At 48.5% G+C, this 22,599-nt stretch carries 22 protein-coding genes; 15 read left to right on the forward strand and 7 right to left on the reverse strand.

The window, feature by feature from the left end; all coding sequences use genetic code 11:
- The first annotated feature begins 1 nt into the window (after position 1).
- The 5 genes from BTJ40_RS08595 to BTJ40_RS08615 are packed head-to-tail and all read left to right on the forward strand — an operon-like array spanning position 2 to position 3,940.
- Positions 2-1,072, forward strand: coding sequence for a potassium channel family protein (locus BTJ40_RS08595; RefSeq protein WP_108732691.1), 1,071 nt, complete (start codon positions 2-4; stop codon positions 1,070-1,072).
- Positions 1,057-1,710, forward strand: a complete 654-nt coding sequence (locus BTJ40_RS08600) for a YjfK family protein (protein WP_108732692.1) — start codon at positions 1,057-1,059, stop codon at positions 1,708-1,710. The genes BTJ40_RS08595 and BTJ40_RS08600 overlap by 16 nt, the downstream gene beginning before the upstream one ends.
- A 16-nt stretch (positions 1,711-1,726) precedes the next feature.
- A complete protein-coding gene (locus tag BTJ40_RS08605) occupies positions 1,727-2,143 on the forward strand; it encodes a DUF350 domain-containing protein (protein ID WP_108732693.1) in 417 nt (138 codons plus the stop codon).
- Between the two features lie 12 nt (positions 2,144-2,155).
- Positions 2,156-2,770, forward strand: a complete 615-nt coding sequence (locus BTJ40_RS08610) for a DUF1190 domain-containing protein (protein WP_108732694.1) — start codon at positions 2,156-2,158, stop codon at positions 2,768-2,770.
- 3 nt (positions 2,771-2,773) lie between these two features.
- Positions 2,774-3,940, forward strand: coding sequence for a glutathionylspermidine synthase family protein (locus BTJ40_RS08615; protein ID WP_108732695.1), 1,167 nt, complete (start codon positions 2,774-2,776; stop codon positions 3,938-3,940).
- A gap of 53 nt (positions 3,941-3,993) precedes the next feature.
- Here BTJ40_RS08615 and BTJ40_RS08620 read toward each other — a convergent pair whose 3' ends face one another.
- The gene (locus BTJ40_RS08620) at positions 3,994-4,626 is read right to left on the reverse strand and encodes an acyloxyacyl hydrolase (RefSeq protein ID WP_157953972.1); all 633 of its coding nucleotides are present in this window, start codon (positions 4,624-4,626) and stop codon (positions 3,994-3,996) included.
- Between the two features lie 883 nt (positions 4,627-5,509).
- Between BTJ40_RS08620 and BTJ40_RS08625 the strand changes: the two genes are divergently transcribed.
- Complete coding sequence (locus tag BTJ40_RS08625) at positions 5,510-6,913, forward strand: lytic polysaccharide monooxygenase (protein WP_202862874.1); 1,404 nt, start codon at positions 5,510-5,512, stop codon at positions 6,911-6,913.
- Between the two features lie 381 nt (positions 6,914-7,294).
- Here the strand turns inward: BTJ40_RS08625 and BTJ40_RS08630 are convergent, their stop codons facing one another.
- Positions 7,295-7,657, reverse strand: a complete 363-nt coding sequence (locus BTJ40_RS08630) for a hypothetical protein (protein ID WP_157953973.1) — start codon at positions 7,655-7,657, stop codon at positions 7,295-7,297.
- A 1,422-nt stretch (positions 7,658-9,079) separates the two neighbouring features.
- Between BTJ40_RS08630 and BTJ40_RS08635 the strand changes: the two genes are divergently transcribed.
- Positions 9,080-10,702 carry a vanadium-dependent haloperoxidase gene (locus BTJ40_RS08635; protein ID WP_108732698.1) on the forward strand — a complete coding sequence of 541 codons (1,623 nt, stop codon included), beginning with the start codon at positions 9,080-9,082 and terminating at the stop codon, positions 10,700-10,702.
- 72 nt (positions 10,703-10,774) lie between these two features.
- Entirely contained in the window at positions 10,775-11,374 is a 600-nt protein-coding gene (locus BTJ40_RS08640; protein ID WP_108732699.1) for a hypothetical protein, read from the forward strand.
- Between the two features lie 284 nt (positions 11,375-11,658).
- Here BTJ40_RS08640 and BTJ40_RS08645 read toward each other — a convergent pair whose 3' ends face one another.
- On the reverse strand, positions 11,659-13,290 hold the full coding sequence (locus BTJ40_RS08645; protein WP_108732700.1) for a PAS domain-containing sensor histidine kinase: 1,632 nt from the start codon (positions 13,288-13,290) through the stop codon (positions 11,659-11,661).
- Positions 13,291-13,602: 312 nt separating this feature from the next.
- Between BTJ40_RS08645 and BTJ40_RS08650 the strand changes: the two genes are divergently transcribed.
- From BTJ40_RS08650 to BTJ40_RS08660, 3 genes are all read left to right on the forward strand, one after another.
- A complete protein-coding gene (locus tag BTJ40_RS08650; RefSeq protein ID WP_108732701.1) occupies positions 13,603-15,015 on the forward strand; it encodes an amidohydrolase in 1,413 nt (470 codons plus the stop codon).
- Positions 15,012-16,313 (forward strand): amidohydrolase family protein, encoded by a 1,302-nt coding sequence (locus tag BTJ40_RS08655; protein ID WP_108732702.1) that lies wholly within the window; start codon positions 15,012-15,014, stop codon positions 16,311-16,313. The genes BTJ40_RS08650 and BTJ40_RS08655 overlap by 4 nt, the downstream gene beginning before the upstream one ends.
- A 145-nt stretch (positions 16,314-16,458) precedes the next feature.
- Positions 16,459-16,854 (forward strand): MAPEG family protein, encoded by a 396-nt coding sequence (locus BTJ40_RS08660; RefSeq protein ID WP_108732703.1) that lies wholly within the window; start codon positions 16,459-16,461, stop codon positions 16,852-16,854.
- Positions 16,855-16,938: 84 nt separating this feature from the next.
- On the opposite strand, the gene BTJ40_RS08665 is transcribed toward BTJ40_RS08660, so the two are convergent.
- The 3 genes from BTJ40_RS08665 to BTJ40_RS08675 form a co-directional block, all read right to left on the reverse strand.
- Positions 16,939-17,238 (reverse strand): YebG family protein, encoded by a 300-nt coding sequence (locus BTJ40_RS08665; RefSeq protein WP_108732704.1) that lies wholly within the window; start codon positions 17,236-17,238, stop codon positions 16,939-16,941.
- A 302-nt stretch (positions 17,239-17,540) separates the two neighbouring features.
- The gene (locus BTJ40_RS08670; RefSeq protein ID WP_108732705.1) at positions 17,541-18,158 is read right to left on the reverse strand and encodes a LysE family translocator; all 618 of its coding nucleotides are present in this window, start codon (positions 18,156-18,158) and stop codon (positions 17,541-17,543) included.
- The gene (locus BTJ40_RS08675) at positions 18,158-18,766 is read right to left on the reverse strand and encodes a DUF924 family protein (RefSeq protein WP_108732706.1); all 609 of its coding nucleotides are present in this window, start codon (positions 18,764-18,766) and stop codon (positions 18,158-18,160) included. The genes BTJ40_RS08670 and BTJ40_RS08675 overlap by 1 nt, the downstream gene beginning before the upstream one ends.
- Before the next feature lie 170 nt (positions 18,767-18,936).
- Between BTJ40_RS08675 and BTJ40_RS08680 the strand changes: the two genes are divergently transcribed.
- The 4 genes from BTJ40_RS08680 to BTJ40_RS08695 are packed head-to-tail and all read left to right on the forward strand — an operon-like array spanning position 18,937 to position 21,039.
- Positions 18,937-19,227, forward strand: coding sequence for a hypothetical protein (locus BTJ40_RS08680; RefSeq protein WP_108732707.1), 291 nt, complete (start codon positions 18,937-18,939; stop codon positions 19,225-19,227).
- Positions 19,228-19,287: 60 nt separating this feature from the next.
- Positions 19,288-20,106 (forward strand): DUF6249 domain-containing protein, encoded by an 819-nt coding sequence (locus tag BTJ40_RS08685; RefSeq protein ID WP_108732708.1) that lies wholly within the window; start codon positions 19,288-19,290, stop codon positions 20,104-20,106.
- An 11-nt stretch (positions 20,107-20,117) separates the two neighbouring features.
- Complete coding sequence (locus BTJ40_RS08690; RefSeq protein WP_108732709.1) at positions 20,118-20,672, forward strand: RNA polymerase sigma factor; 555 nt, start codon at positions 20,118-20,120, stop codon at positions 20,670-20,672.
- Positions 20,665-21,039 (forward strand): hypothetical protein, encoded by a 375-nt coding sequence (locus tag BTJ40_RS08695; protein WP_108732710.1) that lies wholly within the window; start codon positions 20,665-20,667, stop codon positions 21,037-21,039. Before BTJ40_RS08690 ends, BTJ40_RS08695 begins: the two co-directional genes overlap by 8 nt.
- A gap of 151 nt (positions 21,040-21,190) precedes the next feature.
- On the opposite strand, the gene BTJ40_RS08700 is transcribed toward BTJ40_RS08695, so the two are convergent.
- A complete protein-coding gene (locus tag BTJ40_RS08700) occupies positions 21,191-22,246 on the reverse strand; it encodes an alpha/beta hydrolase (protein WP_108732711.1) in 1,056 nt (351 codons plus the stop codon).
- Positions 22,247-22,599: the final 353 nt, after the last annotated feature.

Below are 22,599 nucleotides of genomic sequence, written 5' to 3' on the forward strand. Positions count from 1 at the left end.
AGTGCTGCTTTATCGAGTGCGACGCCTTCTGGCGTCGCTTTTCATTCAGGCCAACGTAACCACGATTCTCGTAGCTGTGGCCGGCTATGTCTTTATTTCCTTTTGGCTGCTCAAAATTGCTGGTGAAGCTGATATTGTCGCGGGCGAGAATTTCTTTTACTGGTTGGTCGTTACCGCATCGACAGTGGGTTACGGCGATTTATCCCCGGAAAGCTCCGAAGGTAAAATTGTAGTTGCCGCCTGGGTGATCCCGGTGGGCCTCAGCTTGTTTGCCATGGTGGTTACCAGAATTGGTTTTGCAATTTCAGAATTTGTGCATCGCGGCAAGAAGGGCTTGCGTATGACAAAGCATATTGATCACACAGTAATTATCGGCTGGAATGGTACCAGGACCCTCCGCCTGATTGAGTTATTACTCTCCAAAACAAACGGCAGTGCCGCAGAGATTGTTCTTTGTGTCGAAGCTGATATCGAAAACCCGATGCCGGGTAAAATTGATTTTGTCCGAGTCGAATCTTTTTCCCATGGGGAGGGGATGCAGAGGGCAGGGTTGGCAGATGCCGCTCGCATTATTATTGATAACCCCCTGGACGATGTAACTCTCACTACCGCCTTGTTTTGCGACAAACTCAGCCCGAACAGCCATAAAACGGCTTATTTCCAAGATGAAAATGTGGGCGAGCTGCTGCGTTCCCACTGCCCCAACATTGAATGTATCCCATCTGTCGCTGTTGAGATGCTGGCGAAATCTTCACTTGATCCCGGTTCCGCAAGGTTGCACCGTCAGTTGCTCGACAGCACTTACGGAATGAACCAGTACAGTATTGAATATCGGGGTGAGAAACCCCTGCCAGTGGAGGGACTGTTTGACCATTTCAAACGGGATCTTTCCGCTACCTTAATCGCAGTGCGCAGAAAGGGAATGGTTAAAATTGATGTGAACCCCGGTTTGGCGGACCTGATCACTGAGGGTGACATGCTGTACTATATCTCTGCAAAACGGCTCGATGAAAAAAGCTGCTTCGATATAAAAAGTAATGAAGAAGGTGTTGGTACATGTTTACCAAGCTGATCAATAAGATAAAGGGAAATGACGCCCCCAAAGTCAAGACTCCAGAAATCATGGGCTTGCGAATGGGAGCGAGCTTTGAGTTGGACCCCTTGGCTATTCGTCTGATACTCGATGAATTGACCATTGAATCCTGCTCGCCTACCCAGATTATTAAGGCGGCCGGTGTTGTCGAATTGGATGGCACCTGGATTTATCGCTTTTACACCGATGATGATGCCTGGCTGCAAGTAATTGCCGAGGGCGGACAGCAGGATGAGCACGTTGTCGATGTAAAGCTGTTCCATTTTTACGACACCTTGGATGTCGGTTCGGAACAAGCTTGGAACAAGCTTTTAAAGAGCGATATTGGCGCGCCCAGGTATCAACTCCAGGATCGCTCCTATAGCCGTGTATGGACTGCAGCAGGGGACTACCACAACCCGGTGCATATGGCAGAAAAGACTTACGATGAAGATGGTGATTATTCTGTAACGGATCAATTCACCATGCTTTTCGAGCGCGAACTGTCTGATCAGCAAACCGAATCCCTTTTTCTCTCAGCCGAAGAGAAAGAAGAAGATGCAGGCTATTTAAGCCGCAGCCTGGTGATTAGCACAGGCATTACTCTGACCCCCTCACAAATAACAATACACGGATAATAAAAGGAGATATTTAATGGACCAGCCTTATGATTTACTGACTGGTATCTTGCATTTTGCGGCTTACTTTGGCCTGTCGCTGGTACTCTTGATCGCGTTTAAATTTTTATATGCACTGGTGACTCCTCACGATGAGTGGAAGTTAATCCGCGAAGAAAAAAATACCGCGGCGGCCATTGGTTTTGGTGGTGCAGTTTTGGGCTTTGCAATCGCCGTTGGCGGTGCAGCCAGTAACTCTATTTCTATTATCGATTTTGCCATCTGGGCCCTGGTTGCACTGATTGCCCAGTTAATTGCTTTCGCTATTATCCGCTTCGGATTTATGCCGCGTATCGTAGAGCGTATCGAAGATGGAGAAGTGAGCGCCGGTGTTATGTTGGCTGCAACTACAATTGCTGTTGGTGTACTGAATGCGGCTTGCATGAGCTACTGATTGGGGGTGGTAATGAAACGTACCAAGAATATTAACCTGGCAAGGATGCGCAAGGGTGTTGGCACCAGCTTTTTACTGCGCCCACTTGCCCTGGGAGTAGCGGCGGCATTGGTCGGTTGCTCCTCCGATGAGGAGGTTAAAGTTGTCTCCTCGGTAGACGACTGTGTAGCTAACACCCAGTTGGACGAAGCCCAATGCGAAGCCGCATACCAGCGTGCGCTCGAGGAAGCGGAGCGCACTGGGCCGAAATACTCCCGCCTATCTCAATGCGAGTCGGAGTTTGGCAGCTGTCATCAGACCAGCAGTGGCGTCTGGATGCCATTGATGACGGGCTTTATGGTTGCGTCCCTGCTCAATGACAGGGACCGCCACTATAACTACGGCTACTACAACCCGGTCTATCGCTATTCGGGCTCCCGCTACCGCGACAAGCTGATGACTGCTGACGGCGGAATCATTGGCGACTATGGCCGCTCATCTTATAAGGTGGATAAAAGCGCTACGGCGCCCAAGCCAAAAGTTACCAAAACCGTTTCCCGTGGAGGCTTTGGCGCTGTTGCATCGGCCAAATCCAACTGGGGTGGTGGTCGCTCCAGCAGTGGCGGTTCACGCAGCTGGGGAGGCTAGTTTGTGCTGAGGTTGCCGATTGGTGAACGCCCGCGATGGCAGGAGCGGGCACAGGAGTTTGGGTTCCACTTCCATACTATGTATGGCGAGCCCTATTGGGATGAAAGTGCCTACTATCAGTTCTCCCTGGAGCAGATAGAAAAGCATATTGAAGACCCCACTGAAGAAATTCACCAAATGTGCCTGGAAGTCGTCTCCCGTGTGCTCGAGGATGAGGAGCTGTTAAGACGCTTTTGTATCCCCGAACAACATTGGGACTTTGTACGAACCTCCTGGCGCAATGGTGACCCCAGTCTCTATTCCCGCCTGGACTTTGCCTACTCTGGCCAGGGGCCGGCGAAACTCTATGAGAACAATGCCGACACACCAACTTCACTTTATGAAACTGGATTCTGGCAGTGGCTTTGGTTGCAGGACAATGTCGACCGGAGGTCACTGCCGTTACAATCGGACCAGTTTAACAGCTTGCAGGAGAAGTTGGTCAATCGCTTCCATGATCTGCAGTTCCTGACCCCAGGAAGGGAATTACATTTCGCTTGCTGTAAAGATACGGAGGAGGATCGAGGCACAGTCCAGTATTTACAGGATTGTGCATCCGAAGCGGGTATAAAGAATCACTTCATCTTTATCGAAGATATTGGTCGGAATGAAGTTGGCGAGTTTACTGATTTGAATGATCAGGTAATTACCTGGATGTTCAAACTTTACCCTTGGGAGTTTATGCTCCGCGAGGAGTTCGGAGCTTTGCTGGCAGGAAGCAATGTCCGTTGGTTAGAGCCGCCCTGGAAGGCGATTATCTCCAATAAGGCGCTTCTGCCAATGTTGTGGAAACTGTTCCCCGAACACCCCAATCTATTACCCTCATTTTTTGAAGATGAGTTAGACAAGGCTGCGGGTTTCCCTGAGCTGGTAAAGAAGCCAATCTTTTCCAGGGAAGGGGCGAATATTTCGGTAGTAAAGGGGGCGGATACCACTTTGCTGTCCGATGGTCCCTATGGACAAGAAGGGTTTATCTACCAGGCTTTGCACCCACTTCCCAAGTTTGGAGAGAATCATACCCTGGTGGGCAGTTGGCTGGTTGATGATCTCGCGGCCGGGATGTCTATCCGTGAGGATTCAAACTTGATCACCCAGGATATGAGCCGCTATCTGCCGCATATCATTCTTTAGCCCGGTGCCAAGTGTTCGCGCCGAAACAAGCCGGCGCGAACCTGTTCCACTCTTTAAAAGCTATAGTGCAACCTCAGCTCAAAGAAATTGACCCCTGAATTCTCAGAACAAGTCCCGGCATTTGAGTAATGCAAGGCGTAAGTTGTGACTCCCCAGCGTCTCTCACTACCAAAGTCAGAGCCCAGTCCAATTCGATCCTCAAACTGAAAATGACACCCGAGAGTCGTGTGGTTGGTATTTTTACTCACGATATTGGAGTCGGTTATATAGCTGGCACCCACCGCAACTTCGAAGTAGGGAAAAATTGGGGTGTCCCATTGAGGTAAATATTCAAACCTCCATACGGGGCTCAGTGACATGCCGTGGACCAAATCTTCTCCACGTTTAGATACATCTGAATCACCGTCGTCCAGACTGGATCGCCATTCAAAGTAACTGGTTTCCAGCCTGGTTTTTAGTGTCCATTTGTCGCTGAGGGACCACTGCCAGGGCAGGTCCTTGGATAGGGCAAGGCGGTACTGGGTAAGCTCATTGCGACGATTTGAAAACCCTGGCCCGGCACCGACTATTGCGACCCAACGTTTATCCGGATTATTTGCCGGCTCAGCCACAGAGCAGACCGGAAATAATAGTGAAGAGAAAAACAGGTACAGGCCGAGCCTGCGGATCATCCAGTACAACATCATCCCTGTTCCTACCTTTCCTACTACAAATTGCGACTACAAGAAAATGATTGGTAAGGGAAAACTCAAAATCATCCGAGTTATTTTCCAGTGTAGACAGAGGTGATTAGGTATAGGCATTTTATCCCAGTATAAATCTGTAATTAGGAATAAGTTACCAGGCTTCGGATGCTTTTATTGCCAGGAAAATGCTTATTGTGACAGTTGAAGTAAGGGGGTGACGAATTAAATCCGGAGAGGGAGAAGTGCTTTCCCTTTATTAGTTGAATGAGGTGTTCTGGCGGTTGAAGTGCCTGCCACCAGTGGGTTCCGAATGGTAAATGCCTGAGAACAAGGTTATCTGACAGGTTGCTGATGTTTGGGGGGTAGATATTTATGCTGATTTTTTCGGCCTTGATGGTTGAAGCTTGGGATGGTCGGCGCTGTCGCCTAATGATAATTTGTATTCGCAGGTAGGTTTAGAGTTTGAATATCAGGGATTTATTGTTGTCGGCCTTAAAGATTTTTTCACTCTTTATTTTATTGAGCTTGGGTAATGGACTTCAATTTTCTGGATCTATTTTTTATTTTATTTGCTGATTCTTAAGAATATTTTTCTCGAAATAGATATGTGTAGGAAAGTATTTCTTTTTTAGATCTTTGAGAATTGTAAAGCGTTATAAATAATTGTCAGGAACCGTACTGATAAGTGACGGTCCATAACTCTGTCGCCAACGTTACGCATTGAATGTGTGTAGTCAGGATAAGGATTCTGGTTCAACTGGGGAAGGAAGTTGGGCTAAATTGAATAACAGGCAGAGATATGATTTTACGAAAGACCAAATTCGCATCTGTAATTAAGCAACCTATATTAAATCGTACATTAATGGCTATAGCACTAGCCGGAATGAGTTCCAACGCACTTAGCCATGGTTATGTAGAAGCTGCTGATGGTGGAGTTGCATCCGCTCGTGGGACTCTGTGTAAATACGCTCTCGATACGGGCGAAATGAATATTGACTGTGGTGCTGTTCAGTGGGAACCGCAAAGTATAGAAGGGGATGAGGGTTTCCCTGAAAGCGGACCAGCCGATGGGCAGATTGCCAGTGCGGGAGATAGCTCCTGGTCAGAACTAAATGAGCAGTCCTCTGATCGCTGGGTTAAAAACTATATCAGCTCTGGCTGGCAAACCTTCAAGTGGTACTTTACGGCAAATCATGTAACCCGTGATTGGAAATATTACATTACCAAAGAAGATTGGAACCCAAATGCGGTCTTGACCCGTGACCAATTTGATCTAGATCCATTCTGTGAAGTTGATGGTAACTATGAGCAGCCTGCTGTAAACACGACACATGAGTGTCAGGTGCCGGAACGTGAAGGTTACCACGTAATTCTTGCCGTCTGGGATGTGGGCGATACGGTTAATGCCTTCTATAACGTTATTGATGTCGAGTTTGATGGTGATAATGTTGTCAATACTGACTGGAGCGTTGGAGGCACGATTAATCCAACTCAAGACTTGAACGTGGGTGATAAAGTTTATACTCGTGTATTTGATAGCTCTGGTGAAAATTCCTCTTACTCTACTGTTTTGGAAATTTCCTCAGACGAACAGGGTATCGCTGAAAACTGGTCTCACGACCTGGCTGAACTGATTAACCAGGAGCAGAGCAGTATTCGTGCGGGCGATTATGATGGTAGCAGCAGCTTTGAGCCCCTGTATGGGATCAATAGTATTTATTTGCTAGAAAGTAGCGGCCTGGAAAGTGTTGAGATCGGGTACGAACTCGTCGCGGACCAGGATGATGACACTACCGATGATAACGATTCGGGTGATAGTGACGATGCGGATGATGGCGGAGATTCAGGTGATTCTGACAACTCTGGAAATTCCAGCTGTGAAGCATTTGTGCAGCAGTATGGTGGTGATCCGGGTTATTCAATTGGTGACGTAGTTATCTATGACGGAGTCGCTTACGAATCCACTCATGAGCCAAACTGGTGGTCTCCGGGCGCGGCGCCGCAACTGTGGAGCGAAACTACCTGCGATGACTCGGATAGTGGCTCAGACGATAGCTCTGATAGCGGCTCCGACAACAGCTCTGATGATAGCTCCGATAACAGCAGCGGTGATGACAGCTCTGCCGTTTCCTGTCCTGAGTTCCAGCAGCCCTACGCGGGTGATAGCGGTTACCAGGTTGGAGATCGCGTAACTTTCGATGGCCAGGTTTATATCTCAACCTACGGTCCAAACTGGTGGTCCCCGTCAGCTGCACCTCAATATTGGGAGGAGAGCTCCTGCCAGTAACTTGTGCACTCGCTCACCTATTACCTGGATGATGGTTGAGTTGAGCCCGGCCAAAGGATAAAGTTTCCTGAGGCCGGACGTAGCTGGTGTGCCGCTTATTGCGATACGCCAGCCACATTCCTCTCTGTTGCGCTAAATAGCAATCTTATTATTCCATTCGCAATCATCTCTTCGTTTTCTTCATAAATAGTCAGAGCTTAATAATTTCCAAATACAATCCTGTATTTCATCAGAAATTACTTCCTGTATCTTATTGTCGATCCTGTAGTCCGTGGGAAGAATAGCCTTCAACTCCGTGTTATTCCGGTTTAGACAATCGTCTACTCACTCATGCTCGGGATAACCACTTCTAGAAGAAACGAATCTACTTCATCGCATATTCTACGATAGTGGATTATTGCCTGTTCCATCTTTGCAGAAGGTAGCAGTAGTTTGGCTATTTATTTCAATTAGAATTTTGAATCTGGTGCAGATAATGGCTTCGTCATCTATAACCTTAATATGCAATTTACGCTTATCATCCAATTTATTGGTTTGATAGATATTTTTTTCACTTAGGGCTTGGTGATGATTTGAAATAACTGCCTGTGTCGAACCGACTCTAATATCGTGTATCGCTTTTATGTAAATTGACGATACCACGCACAGAGGAAAGCCCCAGTTATGTGTCATGTCTGCTTTGCTTGGTGCTAGAAAATTAATCAAATACTTGCCTGTGCACTTCAGTGGGTATACCTGTGCCATTATTGACTATTCTGATCAAAAATTACTGGCCAGCAATGAATCTTTAAATTAACGATACAAAATGAGTCTTCAATTTAGTTATTGATGTACTCAATTATATTAATAGTTACTCTCAATGAGTTTCAGTTGGGTGGATACTTCCGAGACAATGCTGGTTAAAATTGGGCATAAAATTTCCTTTCAAATTTGATTGCCGTGTCAAAGCTCTAACAGTTTTTAGAGCTGGATTGCTACCACCAGTGGAGGTTTTTCTACCTTGAAATCATCTCGTAGCCATCGTGGTCGATAGCTTTTCAATAGTAAAATAGTACTAAGTGAAGCCATGGTGAACATTCAATAAATATAGCTGATTCACCGTTTAAGTGGCCTGGAAGTGGGGCAAGCTCTTATAAGTTGAACCCTTGCGTAATCTCAAGAATATCTTTTTATGGTGGTGCGGCCCTGTTTTGTCGTCTATTGATAATTTGATGGTTTTTTAATGCTCAGGATTTTGGAATTGGTAAATTTATTTTTTTACGCTTCCACAAATTTTTTGGCTTAGATTTTAAGTATGCTTACGGATTGATTAATATTTTTTTAGGGATGGATTTTTATTTGGAAATTAGTTGTTTTGACTTTTCTTGTGGTGGAAAATTTCACCGATTTCAATTTTCTATGTGTGTAAATTTGTGAAAATAACTGTCAGGAACCGTATTGATAAGTGGCGGTCTATAATTTTGTAATAATTATTATATTCGAGGATTACCTCGTCAGGTATTAAGGACCTGTTTCAACTGGGGAAGAAAATTAGGCAAATTCGAATAACAGGCAGACAAATGATTTCACGAAGAACCAAGCTAGTACCTGTAGTTAACCAATCCGCATTAAGTCGCACATTTATGGCTGGGATATTGGCCAATATCAGATCAAGCGCACATAGATCGTGGATCTGCCGATGGGTAAATTTCCAGTGTGGGAGGTAGCTCCTGGCCAGGCTTGAATCAACGATCTTCTGATCGTTGAGTGAAAAATTATATTGATTCTGGTTGGCAAACCTTTAATTGGCACTTTACTAAAATTCAATTTAATCACGATTCATTGAGTAATCGCAATCCCTTTGGCAGCAGAAATTAGGAGAACGAGCCACATTTCGCTTTGTCCAGTGGCTGATAACAAAACCACTTTTGTGTTTGGCCTTCTTTTTACTATTGGCGTGATGAGTATATGGAAGTCTGGCGCGAAGCAATGTGAGGTGGTAAGGATCGCACTGGCAGCATAAGGGGGCAAGTTTGTAATTTGCAAGTAGAGGTTTGCTTGGAATATTACACGGCGCGATCTCCATAATTAGATGCAATCAATGATAGCCAACTTGAAAACAAACTTATGGCCCACTGATAGATTTACTGATTCAGCGCGCCCTTCAAAATCAAAGGACGTAATACAATGAACCACATCTTTTTAAAAACATCGGCCTGTTTTCTGGCGGCTGGCTTGTTACTGGCAACGGATATCGTGCATGCTCAGCAGGCAAAAGGTAAACAGCCCAAGAGGCAAACCAGCGCTTACCTAGGCGAAACGAGCAGGTCCACGCTGTCCAAAGGCGTACTTGATCGGCTCGAGCAGACGTCGGGGAAAGCTGACAAACTTAATAGACCAAGAGATCGTGTTTTATTCTGGTTCAACACCATGCTCGATTCATCGGCTATTGACCACACACCAGACCCTGACACTGGCGAAGTGGACTTCTACCAGGGGGGACCCACTCGCTCCAGCCGCGCATTCGCGATAGTGCAAACCGCCGTGTTTGATGCTGTGAACGCATTCGACGGTAAATACCAACCCTATAATGATCTTGGTACGTTTGATACCAGGGATGCATCTAAAGATGCTGCTATCGCCTATGCCGCTTACGATACCTTGCGCGCACTCTACCCCGATCAATCAGAACGCTTGCTGGAAATACTGGAATCAGACCTGGACCAGTTAAGAGATAGTGCGGACAGGATTGCTAATGGCCAGGCCATCGGCGAAGCCGCAGCAGCAGCCATGCTCGCAGCGCGCAGCAACGATAAGGCCGACCATTTGGAACCTGCTTACGGAGAGGGTGGCGCAGTCGCTGACGGCGATGGCACCTATCATTCCACATCGGTCAACACCGGTGCCACGGTGCCCGGAGAATGGCAGCCGGATCCCGTCGATCCAGAGGGCCATGACTCCGTGGCGTTAGGAGCTTACTGGGGCAGTGTGACCCCCTTTTCACTGACTTCAGGTGATCAATTCCGAAGCCCGACTCCACCTGAAATAACGTCTGAGGAATATGCTGAAGCCTATGAGGAAGTGGCCGCGCTTGGTGGATCTCCAGCCAATACCATTACTCCGTCAACGTCCACAGCAGAGACGCGATTCATTGGAAATTACTGGGGATATGACGGTGTACCGCTGCTAGGCATTCCGCCGCGCCTTTATAACCTCATTGCCCTGCAGGCGGCGATAGACAACAATGTCGAAAATGAATTGGAGCTGGCCCGCTATTTTGCGCTGATCAATGTGGGCCTGGCGGACTCCGGTATCGCCGCATGGGACAGCAAATACTATTACAACTACTGGCGACCGGTTACAGGGATTCGTGTCGACGACGACAACTCCTTGACCTTACAGGATGAACAATGGCTGCCGGTAGGGGTATCGGTTATCAACACCACAACCGCGATTAGGCCTACGCCGCCGTTTCCTTCTTATCCATCCGGTCATGCCACCTTCGGTGCTTCCACCTTCGAGATCATGCGCAGTATGTTTGGAGACCAGCCATTTACCTTTGTGTCGGAAGAATACAACGGAGAAGGCTTTGATCCTTTCACGCCGGATACACCGAGGCCATTGGTACCTGTCCGTTTTGAATCCTATACCAACGCTCAACAGGAAAATGGTATCAGCCGAATCTACAACGGCGTCCACTGGAGCTTTGACAATATCGCGGGCCAGGTCATGGGCGAGCAGATCGCGCAGAACTTAATGAATAACGTCGAAGCATTTAGCCTGATCAGTAGATCAAGGACTCGTAGGTAACTATTTCTGCACTATGAGCTAAACGAGCGAGACTCGCTCTTACCATCAGACGCCGCCCTGTAAGGGGCGGCCATGCCTAGGGTAACTTACCGTATGAACAGCAATCGATATATAACACTGGCAGTGTTCGGAATAATCGCTTTTGGGTTTTTAGCCACGCACACATTCTTAAAGCCAGTCGAAAACGAGCAGGTCTGGGTAAGTGAACCGAAGTCCGGTCCGGTTGTTGAAAGCGTTATCCAATCTGCAAAAACGCCGGCGTCGGTGGCGCTGGCCAGTAACGATATCAAGGCGGCCTTCGAGCGGGACACTGTTATTAAGTTAAACAGCATTGTTCGTCGCTCTCTGGTTACCATTCGTCAGTACGATGCTGAGATAAAGACTGTCCGGGAGAATAATCTTGTGATGACTCGGGATAGTGTAAATGAAGATCAAGTGGCAGCTGCCAGATCAAGTCTTGCCAAATTGCAGGAGTGGAATCTCGAGGCATCCCAGGCACTCAAGGATATGAATGCCGCAGTTGCAGAGCTTGAAGCAAGTGATGAGTACTATAACGCCGCGATTTTAGCAGGCATGGTGCGCTTCGTTGAGACGGTAGCAACTGAGATAGGTGACGAATACCTCAAGCTGATAAAGTTAGCAGGGCAGGACACCGTAGCAGCAAAGTCGTGACAATCCGTTGAGATAGTAGCGGTTTGGAAATTGTCGAGAATGGCAGCGAGCTTATTACTGGTAAGTGAGTTGATTAAAAATTGGATGAAATTGATTCTGGCGATACCTTAGTTACAGAAAACTCTGCTTTTACGAGACTTAAGCTGAGGTCTCTATCGGTTACGCTGGTGTCTTAAAAAGTACTGCCTGTGAATCCAGGCATAAGCCATGCTGGTGGCTTCTGAGCACCGCGCCGCAACTTTATAACGAAGCTACCTGCGATGATTCAGGTGGTAGTCTTTCTATTATTTCGGAAGCCTTATTTTTCCATTGGCAATCATTTCTTCAATTTTTTTGCTGAGATTCTCAAACGTAAAGGGTTTCTGAATACAATCCAGTACCCCGTCAGCAATAACTTCCTGAACCTTTTTGTCCACACTGTAGCCCGTGGACAAAATAGCTTTTACATCTGGGTTAATCCTTTTTAGATAAGCGAAGAGCTCCTGACCATCCATACCTGGCATAATCATATCCAGAAGGACCAAATCCACTTCATCGCTATGTTTACGATAGTGGGTTATTGCCTGTTCTGCCGTTGCAAAGACAACGACGCTATGGCCATTCATTTCGAAAAGGGCCTTAGAGTAGGTGCGGACAATGGCTTCGTCATCCACAACCATAATGCGCAACTTGCGTTCACGAGCCAATTTCTTGGCCTGGTAGGTTCTCTTTTTACTTGATGGTTTGGAAATTGGCAGGTACAGCTTGAAACAACTACCTTGCCCTTCACGGCTCTGGCAGTGTATAGCGCCTTTATGTAAATGAACGGTACCGTGTACTGCGGCAAGGCCCAATCCAGCTCCGCGCCCGCTTTCTTTGGTGGTGAAAAATGGCTCAAAGATTCGGCGGCGTACGTCGTCAGACATACCGGTGCCATTATCAGTAATTGTGATTAGAAGGTACTGGCCTGGATGGACCTCAAAATCAGCGATAGAGGTCGACTTTTCAATAGCGATATTTGCGGTAACGAAGCTCAGGGAACCACCAGAGGGCATAGCATCTTTGGCATTTATTCCAATATTCAGCAGTGCACTTTTGAGTTGAGCGGGGTCGCCCACAATATGTGGACGGTATGCATTTAATTGCTGATCAATTTCGATTCTACGGTCAATAGTGCGGGTCAACATTGCACAGACATCGCGAATGATTTCGTGAGTATTGCAGTCCTTGAGTTGATAATTTCCCTTGCGGGCAAAAGTCAGAAGCTGTTTGGTAAGCTCTGCTGCATGGCGGGCGGTGGTCAGTATATGGTTGGTATATTCATTGATCCTGGCATCGGTAGATATCTGCCGAATAACTTCTGCATAACCATTAATGCCGTGGATCATATTGTTGAAATCATGGGCAATACCACCGGCAAGCTCACCGATGGCTTGCATTTTTTGGGCTTGCCGAAGTTCCTCTTCCAATAATCGCTGCTTAGTTATGTCGGAGCCAATACTGAGAATTCCCGCTGGACTTCCCTTTTCATCGGAAATAATTTTATTGGTCCAGGCGATCCATATTCGCTTACCGCTTTTGGTAATGTTCTCATTAATATTGTAACGGTGTTCTTCTGGGAACTGGCAAATACGGTCTATCAGCTGCCGCAGATCTCGGCCGCTGGTTTCGCTGGCGGGGACAATTGTGCCAATTAAATGTCTACCAATAATCTCGGCTTCGGTATAGCCAAATAGCTGTTGAGCGTACTCGTTAAAGGAAGTGATACGGCCGTGTTGATCACAGCGCATAATAATCGAGTTGGCATGCTCCACCAGCTCTCGGTAACGCTCTTCACTTTTACGTAAGGCTTCATAGACCTGGGTTGAGTCTTGATCTGGAGAAGTCGCAATTGTTAATGAAGGGGGAAAAATGGGCATATTGCTTTCCTTGATCACCTATTTCTCCTCCTGAGTGCGGCTGCCTGTTTTTCCACCAGAAATTCCACCATGAAGACGTACAAAAGTATATAGGTAGGGCAGTGTATTTTGACCAGGTAGACATTCTTTGCTGACTGGCTGTTATTTTTAGTTCGGAATGTCATCGAGTGTACTCTGGCATTGCAACATCAACTCAGTTGGCGAATTCAGGTCCTACAGGGGGGTGCCTGTATATCTCTTACTAGTCGTTTATGACAATTTGGACAGTGGCGTTGTCGTTACAAACTGGTAGCATTCACCGCCATACTCAAAACGATTGGATGAATGACTATGCAGCTGCAATCCCGATTTCTCGGGCGCAGTATCGCGGCTCTGTTAGGTGCCTCGTTATTGCTGTCCGCCTGCGGTGAGAACCGTGTTGACAGTGAGCCGAGATCTCTCGATTTTGCTCGTGTGGATGCCTTCCCCTCCACTTACTCAGTAACTCAATCCCGCCCGGTACTTATCCAGGGAGCAACCCTCCTCACTGGTACTGGAGAGCAGCGAGTTAACACAGACCTTTTGTTTGAAAATGGCAAAATCAAGGAGATCGGCAAGGGTTTGCAGGCCCCGGAAGGTGCCCTGATTGTCAATGGCAAAGGTAAGTGGGTCACTCCCGGCATTATCGATGTTCACTCTCATCTGGGGGACTACCCGGCTCCGGGGATCGAATCTGCCCAGGATGGCAATGAGATGACCTCGCCTAACACTGCCCAGGTTTGGTCGGAGCACTCTGTCTGGACCCAGGACCCCCAGTTTCCCCTGGCCCTCGCTGGTGGTGTAACAACCCTGCAGATCCTGCCGGGCTCGGCCAATTTGTTTGGTGGCCGCAGCGTCACCCTGAAAAATGTACCCGGCCGCAGTGTTCAGGATATGAAATTTCCCGGTGCTCCCTACGGCTTGAAAATGGCCTGTGGTGAAAACCCCAAGCGCGTTTACGGTGGCAAAGGTAGCTCTCCCTCAACTCGAATGGGTAACGTTGCCGGCTATCGCGATGCCTGGATTAAGGCGAGTGCCTATAAGCAGGAGTGGGAGGATTACGTTGAGAACGGAGGGGATGAGCCCAAGCGCGACCTGCAGATGGAAACTCTGGCGGGCGTACTCAATGGCGATATTCTCGTTCATAACCATTGCTACCGCGGTGAGGAAATGGCGGTGATGATGGATGTTGCCAAGGAATTTGATTTCAAAATTTCCACTTTCCACCACGCAGTGGAAGCTTACAAAGTTGCTGACCTGCTGGCAGAAAACAATGTTTGTGCGGCAATGTGGGCTGATTGGTGGGGCTTTAAGCATGAGGCCTACGATATGACCGAGGCCAATATCGCCATTGTGGATCAAGCCAAAGCCTGCGCAATGATTCACTCGGACTCCGGTGTTGGCGTACAGCATTTGCACGAGGAGACCGCGAAGGCAATGACTGCGGGTCAGCGTGCGGGCTTCGATATTCAGCCCAAGGATGCGGTGGTTTGGATGACCTTGAACCCCGCCAAGGCTCTGGGTATTGCCGATCAAACTGGCAGCCTTGAGAGCGGCAAGATGGCGGATATCGTTGTCTGGTCCGGCAGCCCCTTTAGTGTTTACACCCATGTAGATCAAGTATTCATTGATGGGGAATTGATGTTCGATCGCGCGGACAAGAAACGTCAGCCACGCACCGATTTCGAGTTGGGTGTTCTCGATGCAGAGGGAGAGCGACTGTGAGAAAAGTAGCTGTTTATTGTGCGCTGGCCCTGGGGTTGATATCAGCCGCTGGCCAGGCGGAGACCATCCTGATCAAGGGTGGCAAGGTACACACCTTGGCGGGGCAGGGCAGCCTGGAGTCCGCAGATATTCTGGTTGTGGATGGCAAGGTCCAGCAGGTGGCCTCCTCACTGGAGGTGAATGCAGACCAGGTAATTGATGCGCGCAACAAGGTGGTCACGCCCGGTGTGATAGCGCCCATTTCTGAACTGGGGTTGGTCGAGATCAGTGCGGCCAGCGCCACCAATGATCATCAGGTGACCGGCGATAGTATTGGTAGTGCATTTAATCCGGTACCTGCTTACAACCCCAAGTCCACCCTGATCCCATTCAACCGGGCGGGTGGAGTCACCAGTGCCGTTGTTTCACCGGGAATCAGCACTTGGGACAGCGGTGCTATCGATGCTCAGCAGATATTTGCAGGGCGCAGTTTTGCCATCAAGTTGAATGGTGAATTTGATAGCGTCGAAGCAAAGAATGTTGCGCAAAAAGCTTATCTGGGAGAGTCCGGAGGCGAGCTGGCCGGTGGCAGCCGTGCCAATGCTTATGCCAAGGTGGAGAGCGCTCTGCGTGAAGCTCAGGAGTATCGTGATAATCGCGCGGCGATTCACCGTGGAGAATGGCGAGAGCTGGATTACGATCTGGCAGATCTGCAAGCTCTGCAGCCGGTGATCGATGGTAAGGAGCCTTTGATGGTAACTGCCAACCGGGCCAGTGATATCCTCGCAGTATTAGAACTGGGTGAAGCCTTTAAGGTGAAGCTCATTATAATCGGTGCAGCTGAGGGTTGGATGGTTGCCGATAAACTGGCGCAAGCACAAGTGCCTGTAGTGATCGATGCAATCAACAACATTCCTGCATCATTCTCAAGTTTGGGCGCACGCCTGGATAATGCTGCACTTCTGGCCAAGGCTGGGGTGACGGTAGCTATCAGTGGCCCAGATATGGTGGCTAGCCACAATGTATACCTCTCGCGCCAGTCGGCGGGCAACGCTGTAGCCCATGGTATGCCTTACGAGGAAGCGCTAAAGGCAATCAGTAGCAATGTTGCTGAGATTTTTAATCTTGAGGGCGGTACGTTGGAGCAGGGCGCGGCTGCGGATATTGTGATCTGGAGCGGTGATCCCTTGGAAGTTACCAGCTACGCTGAGCAGGTCCTGATTGAGGGTGAGAATCAATCCTTGGTAAATCGCTCAACGCGCCTCAGAGATCGACACCTCAAGCCCGCAAAGGGCCATGAGTTTGGCTATAAGGACTAAGATGCAAAGAGCGGGCTTCTAGCCCGCTTTTCTTTTTCCGCGTATTGGTCTGAAAGGTCCATCGGCTTGTACAGGATTTGTGTGGCGGAATACTTGCTTTCGGGGATATATTCCCTGGCCAGATTGATAATAACAAGGAAAAAACATGGCGAATATCACAGCACTCTACACCGGCCTTTGTGCGCTTCTGATTATTTACTTGGCATTCAGGGTAGTCGAGTTTCGTCGCACAAAGAAAGTGGGAATTGGAACCGGAGATGATCGTTTCAATGAGATTAGGGTGCGAGTTCACGCTAATGCGATTGAGTACACGCCGATAGCGTTGCTTTTGTTACTGGCTGCTGAGTTGGGTGGTTTGCCCGCTTTGTGGTTACATCTCTTTGGGGCGCTCTTTTTTATCTCACGGGTATTTCATGCCTATGGACTGACCAAGGGCAAAGGCGGGCTGCACTTTGGACGCTTCTGGGGAACTTTAATCAGCTGGGTCGTTATCGTTGTGTTAGCGGTCATTAACATTGTTAATGCCGTAATTAATCTTTGAGGTTTATTGGTGAGGCTCAGTATGAGCCCCACGCAAAAAAGCCCGGTAGAACCGGGCAGAGTACAGGGATGAATCTATAAGCGTTTACTGATTGGCGGCGAGCGGAGTTACGCGATCATCTTCGCTCTCCTGCACCATGTTTTCGTCTTCTTCGAGCAGTACTTCAGGCTTCCCTTTACAGGCTTTAGCCAGGGCATCGCGGCGTTTGGCCAACAGCAGGCCGATCTCTTCGCCTACCTGCTCATCAATGCTGTCGATGTGGCGCTCAATCAGCGAAGTGATATTAGCCGCGAGCTCCAGCATTTTATCGTGTTCTTCAGCGTCTTTTTTGTTGTCGAACATTGCTCCGTCTCTATCGCATTTCCAAACAGCTACTACGGCCATCGTGTGCCTCCCAGTTGTCTATTAGACATTCCACTTAGTTTTTGTATGCAGGTACATTAACTGTATAAATATTCAGTGTCAACGATTGAGGGAATAAAGGGGGTTATGCGGTCAAAAGACCAGCAGGCACGATGATCGGACCGCCAGTAAGTGTGAACGGTGTCATAATATGCGGGCAGTCAGCTGCATACCCCCCGGGGCAGCTGGTTGTCTTCACATCATTTTTACAGGCCCGCAAGCGGGCCTGTTTTTTTCGGGGTACAGCGAAAGTATGGGTGTGAAAATCCTGGAGGGGTGTGATTTTAGATGCTGAGGATGAGCCGGGCTGCGAGCCCGATCAGCAAGACTCCAAATACCTGTTGGATGCGATGGCCGATATGTTTACTCACTAACTGACGCTTGCGACTGGCGTGCACGGCCAGCGCCACTATGCAATACCAGATGGTATCCACTCCGGAAACCAGGGCGGCCATGCCCAGCTTAGTACTCAGAGCCTGTTGCTCTGACACAAACTGGCTGAACAGGGCAGTAAAGAACACGGCAATCTTGGGGTTGAAGAAAGCAACACCAAAACCCTGAGCGATAGAGCGCTTCAGACTCTGGTGAGGGGGCTCTACCGCTGCGGCACTGGCACCTGGCGACGATGCACTTAGGGCTTTCCAGCCCAGATAGACCAGCATTGCTGCACCTGCCCACTGAAGGATATTGAACAGAAGAGGCGAGCTGGTAATCAGTACCGCTAAGCCAAATGCGGTGAGGATTGCGTAAATCGCGACCCCGGCTCCGTGGGCAATGGCGCTGGCCAGCCCTTGCTGCAGGCCGGAGGAGGCGCTGCGCAATACAATAAGAAGACTCGGTCCTGGTGACATTGCACCGAGGGCACAGATCCCAGCGAGAGATAACCAACTAAGTAAATCCATTATTTAAAGCCGCCCCCTTGAGCCAGCCATTCTGTTTCTGCTTGAGTGGAAATACGACCCAATGCCGCGTTGCGGTGAGGGAAGCGCCCAAATCGTTCGATGACCTCTTGATGGGCAAGAGCGTATCGAAAGTGAGTGTCGAGATAGGGTGCGGCAATTTTGTCTTCTGCGAAGGTTTGCTGCAACTGTCGGAAGTAGTCTACTGAGCGTTGCTGGGTCACAAGGTCTTCGCTGTGCTCCAATGGCATGCCAACGAATACCTGTTGGTAGACCCCAAGGCTGGAGCCTACTCCGCGCTGAATCAGCTTTTCGGAAATTGATAAAGCCTGGGGGTCCCCAGCAAATGCCAGTTGGGTGCCCCGATAAATATTCCTGGATAATTGGTCGCAAATCAGTAGCAGGGCGAGCTCGCCTTCCAATGTCTTCAGCCAATGGTTCAATTCTCCCTGCTGAGCCGATGCGGTAATCGCTCCAAATCTCGCTTTGATATCGGCATCTACTTCAGAAGAGGCGGCAAACCACAGGTCTTGTTTCCCCGGTGCAGCCGTGCTGCTACGGATATCGGTAGTACCAAACCAAAAAAACAGGACATCATCGGGGGTTGTCATATTGAAGTACTCATTCTTCGTTGTGCTGCGAGTTTATCCGATCGTTCCAACTCTGTGGTTGCCTGTAGAAGAGGATTCCAGGTGTTGGCGTAAAAAAAATTATCCAACTGCATCCAAGTGGGCTCCCCGCGTCGTCATAGTGGCGTACAAGGGAAAAACGGGAGATCACAATGTTTACTGCGAGATCAACTAAGAAGGTACAATTTTGCGTCGCTTTATCACTGATAGTTGCGGCTCTGCAAGTGGGCCAGGTTAAAGCCTCCGAGCTAACGGTCTCCCAGGATGGGATTCACCGGGAGCTCACCCAAAAAATTGACCAGCAGATGCTTAAAAAGCTAAGTGAGTGTACCGGCAAGAGCATGAAGGTTAACCGACTACCTCCAGTGCGTATCGCTGAGGAAAAGGCGCCGCGAGGAGGAATGGCTTACCCCTACTCCAAGGCTCGAATGATGGTGATGTAGATCGCTATCCCCCCAACGACGGTTCACAACACTGATAACGAAAAGATTAGAGAGTATGTAATGAGAGCGAGAAACAAATATTCATTCCAGGCAGCCATCTGCTGCTGGGTTGCCATTGTGGTATCCAGTATAAGTGCGGGCAGCTGGGCCCAGGAGGAGGATTCGTTGATTCCCGATCCGCCTGCACCACCAGGAGTGGAATCCTCCGAGTCTGAAACCCGTGTGCGCATATTGCGGGAAAATGGTGTTCTCACGATCAAATCCGAAGGCGAGAATGGTGAGAAAAGTGAAGTGCGGGTTGACTTGGGGCAGGACTTTGGCGGCCCCCTAAGCCAGGAAATTATTGAACGGCTGAAAAGCAAGGGCATTCTGGATGTAGACGGAAAGGTTACCGAAGATACCCTGAATAGCGTACCGGACAATGTCAGGATAAGTCTTTCTGGTGACCGTAACTATCGGGGCAGGGACAGGCACTGGGATCACAACTACTCACACCACGATCACGATAACGAAGATCTCGTATCGGGAGTCACCACAGTTGTACCAGTAGTAGCGCTCCTCTGTGTATTTGGAATGCCGGTATTTATTGTGTGGCTAGTGACACGCAGCAGCTATCGCAAGAAACAACTGGTAATGAGCAATATCAACCAGATGGTTGCTGATGGTCGGGATGTGCCCCCGGAGCTAATAGATCTTTTGGATGAGAGAGAGCCAAATAGCTCCAATGATCGCGGTATCAACCTGATTGCAATAGGCGCTGCGGTATTCCTCTCCCTCTCGGCTCTTGCGGGTATTGGAGTAGGCAGTCTCGGCTTGATCCCTCTGTTTATCGGTGTGGCTCGCTATGTGAACTGGAAGCTCGATAATAAGCAGGTGTAGGAAAGGCGAGTATGGACCTCAATGACGAGGAATTAATCAGGCGGGCCGTCAAAGACGGGGACCAGCGGGCATACGCCCAGCTGGTTCGTCGCTATCAATCTCAGCTGCGATACTCGCTCCGTCAGCTGTGTGATGGCGACCAGGGTCTGGCAGACGATATGGCGCAGGAGGCCTTTATTAAGGCCTATAAGGCGTTGCCGGCGTTCAGGGGGGATGCCCGCTTCAGCACCTGGCTGTACCGTATCGCCTATAATCTCGTCATGAGCCACAAGCGTAAGAATATGCCCGATGTGGACCAGGATGCGGTGGATAGGGCCCAAGCCGATGAAACTATAGAGGAATCCCGACAGCTGGGAATGGCCCGGGACCTTACTGCCGCGATGGATACCCTGAGTGGCCCTCAGCGCCAGGCAATCCACCTGTGTATGCACAGAGGCTTTTCCCATGAGGAGGCGGCAAGTATTATGAAATTGCCGCTTGGTACGGTAAAATCCCATGTCAATCGTGCTCGGGCCAAGCTGCGTAGCTTGCTGCAACCCTGGCGTGAGGAGGTGGTAAATGGTTAACTTTGAACAGCAAAACACGAAAGGTAACGCCTTGAGTGAAATGGCATTAGAGGGCAATGACCAGGAGTTTGACGCCTGGCTGAGTGAACAGCTCCAGTTCAATGAGCCCCATTTGGATAACGATGGATTCTGTGATCGTGTAATGGCCTCGCTCCCTGCGCAGTCTAAGCGCTCGAAGCGTCGTTCCAGTTACTCTCAGTGCATCGCGGTGGCAGCTGCTTTGGGTATCATTGCCTGGCAATTCCCGTTTAGTGAGGTGGTTGCAGAGGTGGCCAGTCAATCCATTAGCCTATATAACTTGGTGGGTGTTGGATTACTCTCTTCACTGGCTGTTATGACCGGGGGCATTTTCGCCGCACGTCGCTAATGGTAGCCTGCTCTCATAGGAACCCACTCCTAAAGTATATTGGAGTGGGCATCTACCTTGTCTTACTTGTATCCTTTGTCTCGTTTTCTAAGGGGAGCTCTCTTCATCGGGTAAATCACTAAACTTAAAGCAATATCCTTGATGTAATTTTTCAGCCTTTGCAACGGGTATGATCTTTAGCCTGGTTGCACATTTCTTTTAGTATGATTTCCCCTGCCTCTGCATAGCCATTGTTCAGCAAATAGTCTGCGGTCTCGATGGTGGCATCGATCCCTGTTGAGATTTCTTCGAGGGTATATGCGATATGCATTTTCAGTTCATTAGCTGCGTTTTCAGACTTGGAAATAGCATAGTGGGCCATTAAGCGCTGCAAGGTATTAGTGGGGATCAGTACTTTGAAACCAAATTTTTCGGATAAGTTACGATAGTGATTTGTCAGCTCGTTAAACCCGCTGACTTTTAACTCGTAAGCTGGCTCCCAGCCATCAAAGGTATGTTGCAGGGCGAATTGCATGGAGTGATGCTTAGTCGTTCTGTGGGATTGCTCCGGGAATTTCTGGAAAGTAAAGCTCGTATCAGAGAGACCCGTGAGGGCCTGGCTCAAGTTGTCAAACGGGGTTTGCATATGCTCCCCCTCGTTAGCGATAGTAACCGTCAATGGGGGCATTACTTTGAGTTTTTTTGCCGCTAAATTGGAAACGCGTCCATTAATATAGCTATCCTCTAGAGATGGGCTGAAGGCATAGTACTGTGAGAATGGAGCTTTGTTATTTAACCAGTAGTCCAACACAAAGCGGCCAGCGTTGGAGTGCCCGGATAAGATACTGAAATCTGCGGTTCTATAGTTATTGTTAACATAGGGCACAACCTCCCTGCTTAAGAATTGTGAGAAGGCCGTTGGTTTCCCCTGGTCTGGACGCAGTTCCATTCCCATACCTTCCACACCAATTACAATAAAGTTGGGCACCTGCCCCTCAAGCAAATCGACCGTAGATAGGGTAGAAAGCATGTCCCACTGTGCGTGTAATACGTAGAGTACAGGGTATTTTTTGTCGCTAACATCATATTGCTCAGGCAGTTTCACCAGAATAGTTCTTTTCTCACCAAGAAAATCCGATTCAAATTTCAATTTTTGTGCAAGAACAAGCTCTGAAGCATTCACTGCAATCGAAAAAGTACTTACAAGAACCAAGAATAAAACTTTCATTTCCCACACTCCATGTCGGTGTTATTGGGGGGGTAAAGCTGGATGTAAGCGTTCAAACGAAGAGCTAAGAACGGTTTTAAAACACCATTTTTGATTATTTATTAGATATTCTTGATAGAGAGATACTTCTACCGGCGTATACAGGCATCCGTACCAGGTGAAGCTGTCAATTTGTTGTTATATGACTCTAATTTATTTTATTACTTCTCGGTATGTCAAGTACCGATTGTTAGGGCAAACTTTTGTTCGGGCGCAGTACGGGAAGTTCCTAAAGAAACTTTCTCATTTCTCAAATTTAGAAATATTTTGAGCAGGCAAGGCAGATCTGAAATTTGGACTTTCTAAGGGGGCTT

Source organism: Microbulbifer sp. A4B17, assembly GCF_003076275.1.
Classification (GTDB): Bacteria; Pseudomonadota; Gammaproteobacteria; order Pseudomonadales; family Cellvibrionaceae; genus Microbulbifer.

Bases quoted from the DNA above. Each gene is read 5' to 3' on its own strand.
- BTJ40_RS08685 (WP_108732708.1), top strand. From the start codon at position 19,288: ATGAGAGCGAGAAACAAATATTCATTCCAGGCAGCCATCTGCTGCTGG.
- BTJ40_RS08695 (WP_108732710.1), top strand. From the start codon at position 20,665: ATGGTTAACTTTGAACAGCAAAACACGAAAGGTAACGCCTTGAGTGAA.
- BTJ40_RS08635 (WP_108732698.1), top strand. From the start codon at position 9,080: ATGAACCACATCTTTTTAAAAACATCGGCCTGTTTTCTGGCGGCTGGC.
- BTJ40_RS08650 (WP_108732701.1), top strand. From the start codon at position 13,603: ATGCAGCTGCAATCCCGATTTCTCGGGCGCAGTATCGCGGCTCTGTTA.
- BTJ40_RS08675 (WP_108732706.1), bottom strand. From the start codon at position 18,766: ATGACAACCCCCGATGATGTCCTGTTTTTTTGGTTTGGTACTACCGAT.
- BTJ40_RS08605 (WP_108732693.1), top strand. From the start codon at position 1,727: ATGGACCAGCCTTATGATTTACTGACTGGTATCTTGCATTTTGCGGCT.
- BTJ40_RS08690 (WP_108732709.1), top strand. From the start codon at position 20,118: ATGGACCTCAATGACGAGGAATTAATCAGGCGGGCCGTCAAAGACGGG.
- BTJ40_RS08600 (WP_108732692.1), top strand. From the start codon at position 1,057: ATGTTTACCAAGCTGATCAATAAGATAAAGGGAAATGACGCCCCCAAA.
- BTJ40_RS08660 (WP_108732703.1), top strand. From the start codon at position 16,459: ATGGCGAATATCACAGCACTCTACACCGGCCTTTGTGCGCTTCTGATT.
- BTJ40_RS08625 (WP_202862874.1), top strand. From the start codon at position 5,510: ATGAGTTCCAACGCACTTAGCCATGGTTATGTAGAAGCTGCTGATGGT.
- BTJ40_RS08680 (WP_108732707.1), top strand. From the start codon at position 18,937: ATGTTTACTGCGAGATCAACTAAGAAGGTACAATTTTGCGTCGCTTTA.
- BTJ40_RS08610 (WP_108732694.1), top strand. From the start codon at position 2,156: ATGAAACGTACCAAGAATATTAACCTGGCAAGGATGCGCAAGGGTGTT.
- BTJ40_RS08640 (WP_108732699.1), top strand. From the start codon at position 10,775: ATGCCTAGGGTAACTTACCGTATGAACAGCAATCGATATATAACACTG.
- BTJ40_RS08620 (WP_157953972.1), bottom strand. From the start codon at position 4,626: ATGATGTTGTACTGGATGATCCGCAGGCTCGGCCTGTACCTGTTTTTC.
- BTJ40_RS08670 (WP_108732705.1), bottom strand. From the start codon at position 18,158: ATGGATTTACTTAGTTGGTTATCTCTCGCTGGGATCTGTGCCCTCGGT.
- BTJ40_RS08630 (WP_157953973.1), bottom strand. From the start codon at position 7,657: ATGGCACAGGTATACCCACTGAAGTGCACAGGCAAGTATTTGATTAAT.
- BTJ40_RS08700 (WP_108732711.1), bottom strand. From the start codon at position 22,246: ATGAAAGTTTTATTCTTGGTTCTTGTAAGTACTTTTTCGATTGCAGTG.
- BTJ40_RS08665 (WP_108732704.1), bottom strand. From the start codon at position 17,238: ATGGCCGTAGTAGCTGTTTGGAAATGCGATAGAGACGGAGCAATGTTC.